Raw genomic sequence first — 15,984 nt, 5'->3', positions numbered from 1 at the left:
TTATGTTTCGAATCCAAATATTATTCTTATTTTTGGCTTTTCCAAACCTATTGATTGCAGAACAAATTTCATTCGCCGATCTTTGGGTGCTGATAAGGGAAAACTCCTCCAATCAAAAATCAAAATATTTAGAATGGAAAGCTTCCGAGATCGCAAAGGATAGGAGCACCAAACATTGGTTACCCAGATTTTATACGGATGTTCGCAGTTATAATACGAATGATCCTACATTGAATTTTATGGGAAAATTGGGTCAGAGATCTGTTACTGAATCGGATTTTTCAACTAGTTCGATGAAAACAAGGCCTGGCAATTATTTGGATTCGAATAACCAGCCGTATACGAATATAAATTCCGATACATTGAATGTCTTTGGAAAAGACACTCTTAACTATCCCGGTTCCAATACTTATACCAAAGGAAGCCTGGGAGTTGATATTCCTTTATATGAAGGCGGCTCGGGAAAAACACTTAGTCGAATTCAAGAGAGGAGATCAAATACATTATTTTGGGAAAGGGAAGCGCTAAAAGAAAAGGAATATATTCATTCCGCCTTTCTTTACAGAGGATTACAATCGTTAAATGAATTTATTCAGCGAATTGAAGATATAAAGAAAATTGAAACTCGCTTCCGTGTTAATTATCAGTTTGTAAATAAATCCAATCCCGTCGGGTATTCGGGATATCTTGCATTAGTAGGTCTGGACAATCGTCTATCGGTTTTGATAATCCAGACAAACACCCAATCCGAACAATTTAAGAATAATCTTACGGTCCTTTCGGGAATGAATTCTGAAGACTTAAGATTGGTAAAGGAAGATTTACAATCTTTCTTGAATCGGTATTTCCCATTGGCTTCGACAGATGAATCTAGTTTAACAAAAGCTATGTCTTCTTATGCGGAAGGTGAAACTTTTCGGTCTGATCTGGAAGCAGCAAAATTTTTGCCTCGCGTGGGTTTATATTCCGAAGCGAACGCTTACAGTGGTTCAAGAAATACTCAAGCCGCCTATAATGCCGGTGTTTATCTACAGATGAATCTTTATAATCCGAAAGATACCGGTGTTGTCGAAGAAGCAAAGTTAAACGCAGAAGCATTCCAAAAAAAATTGGAAGAAATAAAAAGACAGGAAGATTTAAGCATACGGAATTTAAGAGATCAGGAAAAAACATTGACTGAGAGTTATTTGCTTTTGACGGAATCTCTGAGGTTTCAAGAAGAACAAATTTCGAATATGCTGAAACTATTTCAAACCGGGGTTATAACGGCAATTCAATTTACCGAAACCATTAATCGATCGGCAGACATCAGCAAATCATTGTTAGATGTTGAACTTGATTTAATTAAGGTTAGAACTGAAAAGTATTTATTTCAAAAAAAGGAGATTACGGATGTCGCAGATTAAAAACCCGAACAGAGATTTTGCCGGGAAACTTGCGTCAGGTTTCCTTCATTCTCAACTTACTCCTGTCATCATTATCGTCAGTTTGATTATTGGGATTTTTTCCGTGATTCTAACTCCGAAAGAAGAGGAACCGCAAATTAGTGTTCCAATGGTTGATATTCAGTTTACTGCATTCGGATTTTCTCCCGAAGAGACGGAGAGAAAACTAACCGAAGTAGTAGAGAGAGCAGTTTGGGGATTGGAAGGCGTTGAGTATGTTTATTCCTCCAGCAAATGGCACGGAGCTTTAATCACTGTTCGGTTTAAAGTGGGAGAACCAATAGAACCTTCTCTCTTTAAGATCCATCATAAATTGAAGGAAATCCGGAATGTATTGCCTAAAAATGTTTCCGACCCATCCATTAGATCATTTTCCATTGATGATGTTCCTTTTTTAACTTTAAGCTTCAGTTCCGATTCCAAAGACGATTATGAAATTAGAACGGCAGTTTCTCCCATTGCAAGAGGGCTTTCTTCAACTCCCAATTTATCTGCAATAGAAATATTAGGTGGTAGAAGAACGGCAGTTAGAGTGATTGTCGATTCAGAGAAGATGTCGAATTTCGGAATAAACCTGCTTGACGTTTCCTCCAGCTTGGAAAACCAGGGCAGCTTTTTACCTGCAGGAAAAAACTGGTCTTCATCCGAAGTGTTAGATGTGGAAGTAGGTGGAATCATTCGTGATGTAAATACGGTAAAAAATCTTCCTATAGTGCAAAGAGGCGGACGCGCTATCCGGCTGGAGGACATTGCTTTTATCCGGGAGGGGCCGGAAGAAAGAACCAAGGCTTCCATCTTGTATGATAAGGAGTTAGGTGGTATTAAAAGAAGTGCTGTCTCGATTGTTTTTGCTAAACGGAAAGGAACCAATGTAGTCGTTCTAGCTGAAGATCTACTTGAGAGGGTAAAGATCTTTCGGGAACAACTTCCAAAAGACATTAAAATGTCTGTTATGCGGAATTATGGCAGGACAGCGGATGATAAATCCCGTGAATTGATCGAACACTTGATCATTGCAACATTATCCGTTACCATTCTTATCGCAATTTGGATGGGATGGAGGGCCGCTTTTGTGGTTGCTGTCGCCATTCCGGTGACTCTCGCATTGACACTTGCTATCTATTATTTTATGGGTTATACATTGAATCGTGTAACCTTATTTGCATTGATTTTTTCCATCGGAATCTTGGTGGATGATGCCATTGTTGTCGTAGAAAACATAGAAAGGCATTTAGGAGAAAGTCCTCAGCTTGGAATCGTAAAAGCCACCTTAAATGCTGTCTCCGAAGTAGGAAATCCTACAATCCTTGCCACCTTTACAGTGATAGCTGCAATTCTACCTATGGCGTTTGTGAGTGGCCTTATGGGACCTTATATGAAGCCGATTCCGGTTGGCGCGAGCTTAGCAATGATCATCTCATTGTTTGCTGCATTTATTATTACACCTTGGGCATCCGTTCGCCTTTTGAAACATAAACACGAAAGCAAATCCAAAGTTGCTCCGAAAATTTCCAAACTGGATTCCATTTATATCCGTATTGTCAATTGGCTTTTAGTTTCAAAAAAGAATGCTAGTCTGTTCGGACTTATTACTATTTTCCTATTGTTCGTTTCCTTTTTGTTTATTGGGTTTAAATGGGTTAAGGTAAAGATGTTGCCTTTTGATAATAAGGAAGAGTTTCAGGTTTTAGTTGATTATCCTCCCAGTACTTCCTTAACTGAAAGTATAGATCGTTCTGAAGAATTAGCTGAAGATTTGTTAACGGATGAGAATGTAATTAAGATTCAGATATTCGCAGGAGAACCGGCGCCTTTTTCCTTTTCAGGTATGGTAAAACATTCATACTTGAGAAATTACGAGTATATGAATGATTTTCATATTGTTCTTAAAGATAAGAATCAAAGAAAAAAATCAAGCCATGAGATTATTGAATCTTTAAGAAACAAGATAAAAAACTTTTCTAACAAACACAAAGCAATCTCCAAAGTATTGGAAGTTCCACCCGGACCTCCCGTGATGGCGACAATGGTTGCCGAAGTTTACGGCCCTGACGCAAACCAAAGAGAAAAGGTAACAAAAGAAATATTTAATATTTTCTCCAAAGAACAAAGTATGGTCGATCTGGATACAAGTCTTCGTCCCGGAAGGGATAAAATAATTTACCCGATTGATTATAAAAAGGCTGGTCTTCTTGGAATCAAAGCTACGTCACTAACTTTGACCGGCAAACATCTATTTTCTGAATATTCGATCATAAGTTTGGCGGACACTATGGAACCTGAAGAGGTAGTTGTAAATCTTTCCGTCTCTCAAAAAGATAGATCTTCTGATTTCCCTTTCAAAAATCAAAGATTAAGTTCTAACGAAACTGGGGTGATTCCTGCAGAATCGATACTTGGTACTTCTTATCGAACGGGAGATCGAACTTTATTCCGTAAAAACCTAAAGCCTGTCTCTTATGTAACGAGTGAATTTTCCGGTGATGAGGAAGCTCCCGTTTATGGAATGTTAAAGATCGCTCCGCAAATTCGATATCAAACACAAACTGCAGAAATTCCATGGGATACGCGAAAGCCTGTGATCAAATGGGATGGAGAATGGTTTATCACTTATGAGGTATTTCGTGATTTAGGATCTGCATTTGCAATAGTGATGATCCTTATTTATATTTTAGTTCTCGGTTGGTTTAAAAGTTATTCTGTTCCAATGATCATAATGGCACCTATCCCGATTTCCTTGATCGGAATATTGCCTGGTCACTGGATCGTCGGTGCATATTTTACTGCCACATCCATGATCGGATTTATTGCCGGGGCCGGAATTATCGTAAGAAACTCAATTATACTTGTGGATTTCATAGAAGAAGAAATACAAAAAGGTATCCCTTTGAAAGACGCTGTTATTCATGCTGGGCTGGTTAGGTTCCGCCCAATGTTGTTAACTGCTTCAGCCGTGATTGTAGGTTCTTCGGTAATGTTGTATGATCCGATTTTTCAAGGACTTGCCGTATCACTTATATTTGGCGAAATAGCAGCGACCGTTCTCAGTCGTTTTGCGATTCCGGTTTTATATTATTGGTTTGTCGGCAAATCACGACAGAGCCGTCTGCAAATCTCAAAGGAATCTTTGGCAACAATGATATGATAAAGTTCTTTTTTCTGAAAAGATCAAAATGTAATACGCGTTATTATCAGATTCTTTTGAAAGAGACGATTACGATTCTTGTGTTTCCGTCTTCTGAAACATAATAATCGCCAAATTGATTTTGGATCAGAGTTTGAATGATTTCTTCTCCGATCTCAAGTGAAATGGTAAAGTTATGAGTACCCGTATATTCATCCAAGGGACTTAGGTCTATGAATTTTTCCGACTCCCATTTGATTTGAAGATGATCGGCAAAATTGCGGGTGGACACTGAAATTTTCCCTTTATGGCCTATCCAACGCAAAGATGATTTCAAAATATGAATCCAAATTTGAAGAACTTCGCTTTTATAGCCGAATATCAGCCCTTCTTTTAAGTTTTTTTGAATTACAATCTGTTTTCCGAATCTAGAGCGGAACAAGGATAAGGCGGTCCGGATAGTGGAAGCGACATCAATGGATTCCGCAGATGCAGTTTGGAAATGATCTTGCGCATATTCTTTGAGCTGGGAAACGGTTGCCTTTGTTCTTAGGCTGGCATTTTCGATCAGTTGGATGTGAAACAGGGACTGTAGGTTCCATACGATATATTCCATAATCGTAATGGAATCCGTTCGTTTCAAAATGGTTTCCAATTCCTGAGGTAATTCTATGAAACCCAAATCTACCAAGTTCTCTATAAGAAAATTAGAATCTTTGAATAGTTCATAGGCTGACATTTGTTCTCTGATTTTTCTTCTGGTATAAACTCTATCCAAGCCTGTCGGCATACTGGCGGGGGAAGGGGCATTGCGGATTATGGAAAAAATTTGAATTTTGGTATCTTCATCAATTTTAGTCCAATCGATTTTTAATGGAGGCGGTTCACTTTCGCTAAAGAGAGGATTGGACCTTAGATTATTGACACTCGCATAGATAGCGCCGATCGGATTATTGATTTCGTGGGCGATGTTCATTGACAGGATGCCTAGAGAGCTCATCTTTTCCGCCTCAATCAATTGAAGTTGGATTACTTGCAGTTCATCCGTTCTTTCCTGAATTTTTTCTTCCAGGTTGTTCTTTAATTCGTTCAATGAAACCGTCATTTTATTGAAAGTTTGAAGGATGGCCGCCACTTCATCTCTTCCTTCCGAAGTGAGTTTCGTATTCCATTTTCCGGATTCAATGTCTTGAATCCCCGCAAGTAATTTTTGAAACGGAATTTCTATTGTGGATCTAAGCACTATCGGAAATAGGAACGCAATTCCCAAAAGGCAGAAGAACAGGATGATCAAATCATGCCTTACATACTGATCAATATATACACGATAATCCAGGTAACTTGAATTTTGTGGAACTCTATTTTCAACGACAAAATAAAACTGAGACCAACTCATAAATGAAAATATGATACAGGCAACTCCGATCGCAAAGATAATCACTCTTGTTTGAATCTTAATGGATGAAATTCCGTATTTTAAAAAGGAAAGAGTAAGCGCGAGAAATAGTATAAGTGATGCGTTTCCAATCAATGTGGAGTTTAAAGAATTGGGAATGACCTTCAGATCTCTAGTGACCGATAACATCGTGATTATCATAAGGCAACCGAATGCCAGGCGAAGTTCGCTATATACATTCTTGAACTTGTTCCTGTGTAGAAGATAGTATACGATCAGAACTATATATGTTGTTAGATGAAATAAATTATACCCGAAAAAAACGATCACATGAATTTTCTGATTCGGATTAAAAACAGGAAGATAAGTATGGGAATATTCATCCAAATGGAATCGAATGTGAAAAATACACCATAGAAAAGAAACTAAAGCGAATAAAACAAATGTGCCGTAGATTTTGTAATAGTATGTGTTCGGTTTTTCTCTGGAAACTTCAAACAGTAAGCCGGCCAAAGAGAAAACAAAACCTGATCCTCCTATGCTACGCATAGCATAGAGATAAATTGCATAGTTTTCCGTAACGACAAAAAACAAACCTGCATAGGCCAAGGAAAAGATTGCGAGAAAGAAAGATAAGTATCTGTACTTTTTAAAATGAACGGATAAAGTTTCTTTTCGAAACTTAAATTGAATGAATAAGGACGCGATTGAGAAAAAAAATAATGTTACAAAGTGGATGCTATTATAATGAAATAAAAAAAGAGAGCCGCTCATTTTTGTTGTCCAAGCCTGAACAAGAATATCAGTAAATTTTTCAATACCTAGTAGAAAATCATATTAAGTTCAAAAAAAAACCCGAACAAAATGTCCGGGCTTTTCCTTTCAGATAAAGGATAATTGATCTTTCGATCTATCTGTAACCTTCTGTTTTAATTTCAGAGTGGTTCAAATACAATCCTGTTGCCGTAAGAGAAGGAGCTCTATAGTGACCAGTGTATTGAGTGTATGTCACATTAGAATTAAAAGGCCAGATTCCTTCACTTTGAGTGAGGGAAGATTGGCATTTGTCCAATCCACCTGCTTTGTTGTATCCGCAAGAAGAGTGGTAAGCCACAGCATAATCATCTTCACCAGGTAGGATGAGAGATGCACCTGCCATACCTTTGTAACCAGGAACATGGTAAACACCAACGGAACCAGTGTTGTTGTGATTGAAGGCACCGCGAGCAGTTCCAACGATCAAAGCTTTGTCCATTGCATTTCCACCGAAACCGAAAGTAGCGCCATTCAGAGCGGAAGCAAGTTCAGACCCACCGGAAGCAGCAGCAAGTGCAGTTACTTTTGTGATGTTAAAACCTTTGGAAGTAGCAGTTCCGCCTAAGCTAGCTAACCAATATTCGATTGCGTAACAACCTGCAGAGTGACAAACAACCTTACAAGAGTTGGTACCTTTACAGTAGTTAGTAAGTCCTGTAGTTACATTTGTTTGTGCACGGGAAGAACCGTAAGTTCTAGGGTCAGTCGTTCCATCGTAACCGATGAAGATTTTAGATCCTGATACAGTGCTTGTAGAAGTTCCCCAGTAGTTGTTAACGTCTGTGGTACCTACTCCATTGTGGTTAGATCCTGATTTTCCGTGAATGAACACGGTGTAAGTTTGTGCGCTGATCCCTGTTGTAAACAGAATGGCAGCAATTCCCGTAATGATGCGTCGCATACTTTTTTTCTCCAAAGTGTCTTTCCTGAAATAAGACGAAAATATTACAAATGTGGCAACATATTTTTAAAAAGGGCAGAAATAAATTTCTGAACACGGTTTTGTGGGCTTTTATGTAGAAAAGGGCAAAAAAAAGGCTAACTTGTTCGGCTAGCCCTTTCGCAGAAGAATGAAATTAAAAAGTAGAGACTATCTGTAACCTTCAGCTTTAATTTCAGGGTGGTTCAAATACAATCCTGTTGCCGTAACAGAAGGAGCTCTGTAGTGACCAGTGTATTGAGTGTATGTCACATTGGAATTAAAAGGCCAGATTCCTTCACTTTGAGTGAGGGAAGATTGGCATTTGCTAAGTCCGCCTGCTTTGTTGTATCCGCAAGAAGAGTGGTAAGCTACAGCATAATCATCTTCACCAGGTAGGATGAGAGATGCACCGATCATACCTTTGTAACCAGGAACATGGTAAACACCAATAGAACCAGTGTTGTTATGATTGAAAGCTCCACGAGCAGTTCCAACGATCAAAGATTTGTCCATTGCATTTCCACCGAAACCGAAACTGATTCCATTCAGAGCGGAAGCAAGTTCAGACCCACCGGAAGCAGCAGCAAGTGCAGTTACTTTTGTGATATTAAAACCTTTGGAAGAAGCAGTTCCGCCTAGGTTGGACAACCAATATTCGATTGCATAACAACCTGCAGAGTGGCAAACGACCTTGCAAGAGTTGGTACCTTTACAGTAGGTAGTAAGTCCTGTAGTTATATTTGTTTGTGCACGGGCAGAGCCATAAGTTCTAGGGTCAGTCGTTCCATCATAACCGATGAAGATTTTAGAACCGGAAACGGTGCTTGTAGAAGTTCCCCAGCAGTTATTAACGTCTGTGGTACCTACCCCATTGTGGTTGGAATCGGATTTTCCATGAATGAAAACTGTATAAGTTTGTGCGCTGATCCCTGTTGTAAACAGAATGGCAGCAATTCCCGTAATGATTTGTCGCATATTTTTTTTCTCCAAAGTCTCTTTGAGAAACAAGACGAATATATTACAAGTGTGGCAACATATTTTCAAAAAGGGCAGAAATAAATTTCCGAACATGATTTTTCGGGCTTTTATGTAGGAAAAGGGCAAAAAAAAGGCTAACCTTTCGGTTAGCCCCTTTCGGAGAAGAATGAAATTAAAAAGTAGAGACTATCTGTAACCTTCTGCTTTAATTTCAGAGTGGTTCAAGTAAAGACCGCTGGCTGCAACAGAAGGAGCTCTGTAGTGACCGCTGTATTGAACGTAAGTTTGATTGGAGTTAAAAGGCCAGATTCCTTCGCTTTGAGTGAGGGAGGATTGGCATTTGCTAAGTCCGCCTGTGCGGTTGTATCCGCAAGAAGAGTGGTAAGCCACAGCATAATCATCTTCACCAGGTAGGATGAGAGATGCACCGATCATACCTTTGTAACCAGGAACATGGTAAACACCAATGGAACCAGTGTTGTTGTGATTGAAGGCACCACGAGCAGTTCCAACGATCAAAGCTTTGTCCATTGCATTTCCACCGAAACCGAAAGTGATTCCATTCAGAGCGGAAGCAAGTTCAGACCCACCGGAAGCAGCAGCAAGTGCAGTTACTTTTGTGATGCTAAAACCTTTGGAAGAAGCAGTTCCGCCTAGGTTGGACAACCAATATTCGATTGCGTAACAACCTGCAGAGTGGCAAACGATCTTACAAGATTTTCCATTTTTGCAATAGTTGGTAAGTCCTGTAGTTACATTTGTTTGTGCACGGGAAGAACCGTAAGTTCTTGGGTCAGTCGTTCCATCATAACCGATGAAGATTTTAGAACCGGAAACGCTGTTTGTTGAGCTACCCCAGTAGTTATTAACATCTGTGGTACCTACCCCATTGTGGTTGGAACCGGATTTTCCATGAATGAAAACTGTATAAGTTTGTGCGCTAAGTGATCCTGCAAGTGCCAGAGTCATTGCCGCAGTTAGTAAATTTAAAATTGTTCGCTTTTGCATTTTCGTTCTCCTATGAACCTGAGTATATTGTTGTATTTATTTGGCAAAATTAAGGCAAGAATTTTTTTTGCCAGATTCGACATAAATTTATCATAAACATGCCATTTTTAGGGAACCACGATGAGATTTGGCCCCATTTGAGCCCTTGCTGAGGTAAATTTTTGGAAATCGGCAAGATAGGAACTTAAATAAGATCGGATAACATCAGATAAATCAAAGGAACGGTCAATTGGATGGCGGGAGTAACTGCTATGCTCAGAATGCTCGGTTGAATGAAAAACGATTCGCTGGATATGATCCTTTTTGGTGCACCGCACAAAAAGAAATAGACAATAGTGCGTCGCATAAAAAACTGGCCATATCTTGTGCGATGCACAAGAGGGGCGAAAACAATGCTACGCGAAAATAGAAACCGAATTTCAAAAATCATCGCTTTATGTCTAAGTCTGGGGGTATTCTTCCTAGAATCTTACGGAAAGGCGAGCTCAGAATCCGATTTTGGCTCACAAAGAACGGAAATGGCAAAGATTACCCAATACATTTCCCTGGTGCGTCCTGGTCTCGAGAGAGAAGAAAGAGAAACGCTTTCCCTTTCCATCCTTTCCGCTTCCAGAATGCTCCAATTTCCAAAACGGTCCGAGTTTGCGGGAGAAAATGAAATCGACAAAGTCGCTTTTCTCTTGGGAGTGATCCAAACCGAATCCCAATTCAAGCGCACTGCGAAGTCTCACAAAGGGGCTTTGGGTTATATGCAGATTATGCCTGCAACGGCTAAATGGTTATCCAAAACAAAAGGGATCGCCTATTCGGACAAGAATGAGCTGTTTCATGCTACCACCAATTTAAAGCTGGGGGTACTATTTTTGAATGATCTAATGAAGGAAACCGGTTCTCCTAAAGATGCACTTCTTGCTTATAATGCCGGTCTTGGCGGTTGGAAAAAGTGGGGAGGGTTGCCTTCTTACCCTAGATCGATTGCGAATCATTATCAGACTTGGAAAGAATTCGAAACAACCGGATCTCTTTCTTATGATTTAGCTCTCTTCGAAGAAGAATAAATTTTACTTTACATCCAAAGGATTGGATCCAGCCTCAAAACCGTTTTTTAAAAAAGGTGGTTTGAGGTATGGATCTTTTCCGTAAATACGGTGTTTATCTAGCAGTTGTTTTGTTATTGATTGTTGCAGTTCTCTTTTTCGTTTTAAAAGAGAGTAGTGACTCCGAGTCGGAAAAAAGACAAAAATCAAAACAAGATATAATGTCTGGATCCAATGATCCAACAAGCGGGGATTATGCGGGTCGGACCGGTGATTCCGGGGAAGCAGGCATCCCTGACGACGGGGCAACCGTGCAACATGTACTTGAGCAGTATACCGAGTGGGCTCAGTATCCTCCTTTTTCCAGGCCGATGTCGATCTTAAATCATGATTTGGCATTTCCTTTCATTATTGAAAATTCTCCCGACTACCAGTTGGATCCCAAAACAAAAGACGGAAACGGATACGTTTGTTTGTTCCAGCCTAAAACCTGGGCAGTGATCGGTAATAAAGATTCAATTTACGTTACTCTCGAGTGCAGAGACAAATCCCGCAACCGGGTGAAAGTATCCATTGATTCCCATCAAGTGTTCAGAGAGTGGGAAGGACAAAGATATGGTGCGATCAGTGCTTCCGTAAATGATAACGGAGTCGACGGAGATCAAACTCGGGGCGATAATGTTTTCACTTTCTCTTGGAAGCCTATGAAGGCGGACTGGGGACAAATGTCTCTTGTTGCCGACATCACTTACGGATCGGAAGGCAATAAAACAACTGTTACAAGTAGTTTCTTTTCGTCGCCGACGATCCCTGCCGAATTCAACGGAGTGTTCAGTGATTCATTGCAAGACGGTTCTTTGGTTGTAAAAGCAATTGTGAATGTTTATAAAAAAGGCAAATATCATCTTGAAGCGAATTTGAAAGACGAGAAAAACGGAGAATACATTGCCTATGCGATTCACGACGGTGATTTGAAATCAGGTTCCAATGAAGTGGAATTTATATTTTTTGGAAAAATCCTAAGAGATAAAGATTTGGACGGCCCGTTCCTCGCGACCTCTTTTCGGGGACATAGAGTCAATCTTCCGATTGACCCCGAATGGTTCAATCAGGGAGAGGAGGGTTTAAGAAAACTCCAAGCGGCAAAAACAACTGAGCCGGATAGAGAGCTGGTTTATCCTTACAAGGACGAATACAAAACAAAGTTTTATCAAGTGGAATCATTTTCAAAAACTGCTTGGGATTCTCAAGACAAACAGGACAGAATTCGTAGCCTCAAATCTTTGCAATAACCAGGAGTTGGTGATGAACTTTCCCATTTTAGATTCTATTTCGAAACAATTCAAAAAACACCCCTTTGTTTACGGAGGGGTTGTCTTTATTCTGGCCTTACCTGTCTTACTTCATTTTATTTTTTGGGGACTCGTTGCGTCCAAAGCTCCGGAATACAACGGTCTGAAAAAACATCCTTTTATCAAGACGAACGTGACCGTAATTCGGGATGCAAACGGGATTCCGCATATCGATGCAGGAGATTCCTTGTCCGCCTATTTTGCGTTAGGTTATACGATCGCTCAGGATAGGCTTTTCCAGATGGAATTGCAGAGACGGATCGGTCGTGGAGATCTTACCGAGTTATTCGGAGACAAGTTACTCGAGTCTGACAAATTTTTAAAATCCTTACTTCTTAAAAAAACTGCGGAAGAATATGCTAATTCCGAAAAACACCTTTATCCCGGGGCTTGGGAAGAATTGGACGCTTTCCTTACGGGTGTAAATGCATTTGTGGAAGAGGGAAATTTTCCTATCGAATATACCATTTTAGGAACCAAACCAAGACCATTTAATAGAATCGATGCGATCTCTTTTCTGTTTTATATGGGGTTTTCGTTTGCAGAAGGAATCAAGACGGATAGTCTCTATACCATTTTGGAATCGGAATTAAAGGACAGAAACGTACATGAACTTTTTCCAAGGTATGATTTGGAAAAAGGAGCGACGATCCTGGAATCGCAACCCGGGTCTCCCAAACTTTCTTCCAATTCTGATTCGGATCGTACGTTAAGGAATGATTCCACTTGGAAAGCAAGGAGTGAGTATTCGACAAATAATATCTCACCACAATCGGGAACCGATACGATCGCATTGCGCAGGTTAATTGATGAGGTCTCAAACCTGATTCTTCCGATCGAACCTTTGGAGGGAAGTAATTCCTGGTTGATTGCTCCTTCCCGTTCGGCAAGTGGCGGTGCCATCCTTGCGAATGACCCTCATATCGCATTATCAAATCCGGGAGCTTGGTATGAAGCGCATATTCGTTTTCCCGGGTATGAAAATTACGGTTATTTTCTTTCCATTCTCCCTTTTCCGTTGATTGCACATAATAAGGATAAGGCGTGGGGACTTACCATGTTGGAACAAGACGATGTGAATCTTTATTCGGAGATCGTTTCCGGAGACAAGGTAATGGAAAAGGGGAAATGGGTTCCCTTGCAAACCTATTCGGATCCGATCTTGGTAAAAGGAAAAGACCCCATACCTTTCGAAATCAAAATCTCCTCCCATGGTCCTATCATTACCGAACATATCAAAGGTTATATGGGAAAACCTGTGAGTTTGTATTGGGCACACCATCATCTACCCAACCCGCTTTTGGATGTAATTTATCAAATGGGCCGCTCTACCAGTTTCAGAGAATTGGACAGTGCTTCTTCTTTGATCGGTGCTCCTGGCCTTAACTTTAGTTATGCGGATTCCAAAGGAAATATTGCTTATTATTCCGTAGGCAGATTCCCCATTTTGAAGTCCGGGAATTCCCGTAAAATTTTAGATGGTTCCACAGGGGAAAATGATGTGATCGGTTATCTGCCTTCTTCACAAAATCCGAAAATTATCAATCCTAAGAACGGAATCATCATCACGGCAAACAATATGGTGACTTCTCAGAAATTGCCCGGTCTCGGATATCCTGAAGGAAATTGGCAACCCAGGGACAGATTTCTTCGTTTAGCGGATGTTTTGGGAAGACAAGACAAGTGGACACTGGAGGATATGGCTTCCCTACAGACAGATACTGTTTCATCATTTGCTCCCCGTTATCTGGAGATCGCTTTGCCTTCTTTGGAAAAAGTGAAGTCCCGTTCTGCAAAACAAGCTCTCGGGATTTTAAAAGCCTGGAATTTCGAACATGATTTGAATTCGCAAGGTGGTGCGGTTTACGATGTGTTCTTTTATCTTGCTTTGAAGAACATCGTTATAGATGAGTTAGGTGAAGATAAATTCAAGCTGTACGGGGATTTTGCGGAATATTGGAATGCATACAGAGGTATCATCCAAAACCCTGATTCCAAATTTTGGGATGATCAAAATACAAAAAATACGATTGAAACCAGAGAAGACATATTGATTCGGTCTTTGGAAGATACTGCTTCCTATCTCGAAGAACATGTATCAAGATCCCCATCTCTTTGGCGGTGGAAAAATTTATATAAAATCAAACACCCTCACCCTCTCGGAGTGATTCCTTTGATCGGCAAAATATTTGATATTGGTCCTTTGCCGGGTCCCGGTGGAGCAGAGGTAGTTAATAATCTCAAATACAAATTGATGAAAGAAGATTGGACCGCTACATCAGGGCCTTCCAAAAGAAGAGTCATCGACTACGGAAGGTTTGATGAATCTGTGACCCAGCTTCCTATCGGAAATAGTGGAAACCTCGGCAGCCCGTTTTACGGAAATTTGGTGAAGGATTATATAAATGGAGTGCATAGAAAGATCCTTTTTTCGGAGAAAAGCTACTCAGAAGGTAAGTATCGATTGGAATTTAAGCCCTTTTTGAAATAATTTTTCGAATTTTTCCGAGTCGCGATCAGTCTAAGGAAAACAAGGGATTCATAACGGTATTGCGCATAAACGCAAATGTATTTTATTCATTGAATACTTAATTTACGAAAATACATTTGTGTGCAATATCATTGCACACCTATTGTATGAAAAATATAAGTCTATTCATCATTTTCCTGGCATTGGCCCCCGCCCTTTTTCCGGTTTCTCTCTCTGATATAGAGAAAGAGTTTCAGGAACAAAATCTGCAGTTATTAATTAAACAATATGAGATCGAGTCTTCGAGGGCTCAAATTTTACAAGCGAGACTTTGGGAAAATCCCAGTATATCCTTTGAGCAAGGTACTTATAATAATGAAAGGCATTTTAACGTTCTTACAGAGTCTTTGACAAGTAGAAGTCAGTCTACCGTATCATTTCAGCAATTGATTGAGCTGGGTGGAAAAAGAGAAAAAAGAATTCAGGCCAAATCGCTTTTGAAGGGCATCACTGAATATGAGTTATATGACTTGACTCGCGCACTAAAATATGAATTGAGATCCGCTTTTTTCAGTCTTTATTATTCTCGTGCAAAGATGGACTTTTATCAAACAAGCAGCAAATCCATTTCTGACACGATCAGCCGTATGGAAAAATCCTACTTGGATCAGGATATTACTTTGAGTGAAATCATGAGGTTAAAAGCAATTTTATTTCAGTTGGATAATGAAAGTGCCAACCTTTCCGTACACATCCAGGAACAGGAAGATAATTTAAAGCTGCTTCTCAACCAAACGTCTTCCGATCGTTTTCCTTCTTTGAAATTGAATGAAAACAGATTGGATCGTTTTGATATTGCCGCTTTGAAAGTTAAGGAGTTGCAGGATTCCGGGGAAAAAAACCGTCCGGATGTTTTAATTGCAGAGCTTATGGTTAAATATGAAAAAACAAATTTATCTTTGGCAAGAGCGGAAGTAATTCCTGACGTCAGCTTGGGAGTTCTCTGGGATAAGAATGGCGCTTTCGGTTTTAATTATTTCGGAATGACCGCAAGTATGCCTTTGCCGATCAACGATAGAAATCAAGGAAACATCAAGTCCGCCGAACAGACGGTTAAATCTTCCGAGTTGCAGAAACAAATGATTCGGAATAAATTGAAAAAGGAAATATATACAGCATGGAAAAAAGCGAACGAAAAGGATAAGATATATAAATCCTATGCGAAAAATTTCGTTGTAGATTATCATTCTCTTGCGGTGATTATGCTTAAAAATTATAATAAAAGGTATATAACTATTATTGAATTTGCCGATTTCTTCGATGCTTACAGGCAAAGTATGGATCAGTTTTTGGATTTACAAATAGAAAGACTTCAATCCTTTGAAAATTTGAATTTTGTCGTCGGCTCTAACCTTTTGGAATTGGAGAAATAGTTG

The 15,984-nt window shown here is 39.8% G+C and carries 11 protein-coding genes; 6 read left to right on the top strand and 5 right to left on the bottom strand.

What is annotated here, in order from left to right; translation table 11 throughout:
• The first annotated feature begins 2 nt into the window (after window positions 1-2).
• Both EHS11_RS09475 and EHS11_RS09470 read left to right on the top strand, forming a co-directional pair.
• The gene (locus tag EHS11_RS09475) at window positions 3-1,406 is read left to right on the top strand and encodes a TolC family protein (RefSeq protein ID WP_135764143.1); all 1,404 of its coding nucleotides are present in this window, start codon (window positions 3-5) and stop codon (window positions 1,404-1,406) included.
• A complete protein-coding gene (locus EHS11_RS09470; RefSeq protein WP_135764142.1) occupies window positions 1,393-4,590 on the top strand; it encodes an efflux RND transporter permease subunit in 3,198 nt (1,065 codons plus the stop codon). The genes EHS11_RS09475 and EHS11_RS09470 overlap by 14 nt, the downstream gene beginning before the upstream one ends.
• Window positions 4,591-4,636: 46 nt before the next feature.
• Here EHS11_RS09470 and EHS11_RS09465 read toward each other — a convergent pair whose 3' ends face one another.
• From EHS11_RS09465 to EHS11_RS19810, 5 genes are all read right to left on the bottom strand, one after another.
• Window positions 4,637-6,739, bottom strand: a complete 2,103-nt coding sequence (locus tag EHS11_RS09465; protein ID WP_135764141.1) for a HAMP domain-containing protein — start codon at window positions 6,737-6,739, stop codon at window positions 4,637-4,639.
• 136 nt (window positions 6,740-6,875) lie between these two features.
• Window positions 6,876-7,682 carry a hypothetical protein gene (locus EHS11_RS09460; RefSeq protein WP_135764140.1) on the bottom strand — a complete coding sequence of 269 codons (807 nt, stop codon included), beginning with the start codon at window positions 7,680-7,682 and terminating at the stop codon, window positions 6,876-6,878.
• 189 nt (window positions 7,683-7,871) lie between these two features.
• The gene (locus tag EHS11_RS09455) at window positions 7,872-8,678 is read right to left on the bottom strand and encodes a hypothetical protein (RefSeq protein ID WP_135764139.1); all 807 of its coding nucleotides are present in this window, start codon (window positions 8,676-8,678) and stop codon (window positions 7,872-7,874) included.
• 189 nt (window positions 8,679-8,867) lie between these two features.
• Complete coding sequence (locus tag EHS11_RS09450) at window positions 8,868-9,689, bottom strand: hypothetical protein (RefSeq protein ID WP_167884404.1); 822 nt, start codon at window positions 9,687-9,689, stop codon at window positions 8,868-8,870.
• Between the two features lie 184 nt (window positions 9,690-9,873).
• On the bottom strand, window positions 9,874-10,035 hold the full coding sequence (locus EHS11_RS19810) for a hypothetical protein (RefSeq protein WP_167884403.1): 162 nt from the start codon (window positions 10,033-10,035) through the stop codon (window positions 9,874-9,876).
• 46 nt (window positions 10,036-10,081) lie between these two features.
• On the opposite strand from EHS11_RS19810, the gene EHS11_RS09445 reads away from it, so the two are divergent.
• From EHS11_RS09445 to EHS11_RS09430, 4 genes are all read left to right on the top strand, one after another.
• A complete protein-coding gene (locus tag EHS11_RS09445; RefSeq protein WP_135764138.1) occupies window positions 10,082-10,747 on the top strand; it encodes a transglycosylase SLT domain-containing protein in 666 nt (221 codons plus the stop codon).
• Between the two features lie 68 nt (window positions 10,748-10,815).
• On the top strand, window positions 10,816-12,018 hold the full coding sequence (locus EHS11_RS09440) for a hypothetical protein (RefSeq protein ID WP_135764137.1): 1,203 nt from the start codon (window positions 10,816-10,818) through the stop codon (window positions 12,016-12,018).
• Window positions 12,019-12,031: 13 nt separating this feature from the next.
• Window positions 12,032-14,569 carry a penicillin acylase family protein gene (locus EHS11_RS09435; RefSeq protein ID WP_135764136.1) on the top strand — a complete coding sequence of 846 codons (2,538 nt, stop codon included), beginning with the start codon at window positions 12,032-12,034 and terminating at the stop codon, window positions 14,567-14,569.
• A 146-nt stretch (window positions 14,570-14,715) separates the two neighbouring features.
• Window positions 14,716-15,981, top strand: a complete 1,266-nt coding sequence (locus tag EHS11_RS09430; protein WP_135764135.1) for a TolC family protein — start codon at window positions 14,716-14,718, stop codon at window positions 15,979-15,981.
• The last annotated feature ends 3 nt before the right edge of the window (window positions 15,982-15,984 follow it).

It is taken from the genome of Leptospira ilyithenensis (assembly GCF_004771005.1).
Lineage (GTDB): Bacteria > Spirochaetota > Leptospiria > Leptospirales > Leptospiraceae > Leptospira_A > Leptospira_A ilyithenensis.
The sequence above is the reverse complement of the archived record's forward strand: the minus strand, read 5'-3'. Positions and strand labels throughout refer to the sequence as shown.

What these genes read in the sequence shown, in the direction of transcription:
- EHS11_RS09475 (WP_135764143.1), top strand. Translation starts at nt 3, where the DNA reads ATGTTTCGAATCCAAATATTATTCTTATTTTTGGCTTTTCCAAACCTA.
- EHS11_RS09470 (WP_135764142.1), top strand. Translation starts at nt 1,393, where the DNA reads ATGTCGCAGATTAAAAACCCGAACAGAGATTTTGCCGGGAAACTTGCG.
- EHS11_RS09465 (WP_135764141.1), bottom strand. Translation starts at nt 6,739, where the DNA reads ATGAGCGGCTCTCTTTTTTTATTTCATTATAATAGCATCCACTTTGTA.
- EHS11_RS09460 (WP_135764140.1), bottom strand. Translation starts at nt 7,682, where the DNA reads ATGCGACGCATCATTACGGGAATTGCTGCCATTCTGTTTACAACAGGG.
- EHS11_RS09455 (WP_135764139.1), bottom strand. Translation starts at nt 8,678, where the DNA reads ATGCGACAAATCATTACGGGAATTGCTGCCATTCTGTTTACAACAGGG.
- EHS11_RS09450 (WP_167884404.1), bottom strand. Translation starts at nt 9,689, where the DNA reads ATGCAAAAGCGAACAATTTTAAATTTACTAACTGCGGCAATGACTCTG.
- EHS11_RS19810 (WP_167884403.1), bottom strand. Translation starts at nt 10,035, where the DNA reads ATGCGACGCACTATTGTCTATTTCTTTTTGTGCGGTGCACCAAAAAGG.
- EHS11_RS09445 (WP_135764138.1), top strand. Translation starts at nt 10,082, where the DNA reads ATGCTACGCGAAAATAGAAACCGAATTTCAAAAATCATCGCTTTATGT.
- EHS11_RS09440 (WP_135764137.1), top strand. Translation starts at nt 10,816, where the DNA reads ATGGATCTTTTCCGTAAATACGGTGTTTATCTAGCAGTTGTTTTGTTA.
- EHS11_RS09435 (WP_135764136.1), top strand. Translation starts at nt 12,032, where the DNA reads ATGAACTTTCCCATTTTAGATTCTATTTCGAAACAATTCAAAAAACAC.
- EHS11_RS09430 (WP_135764135.1), top strand. Translation starts at nt 14,716, where the DNA reads ATGAAAAATATAAGTCTATTCATCATTTTCCTGGCATTGGCCCCCGCC.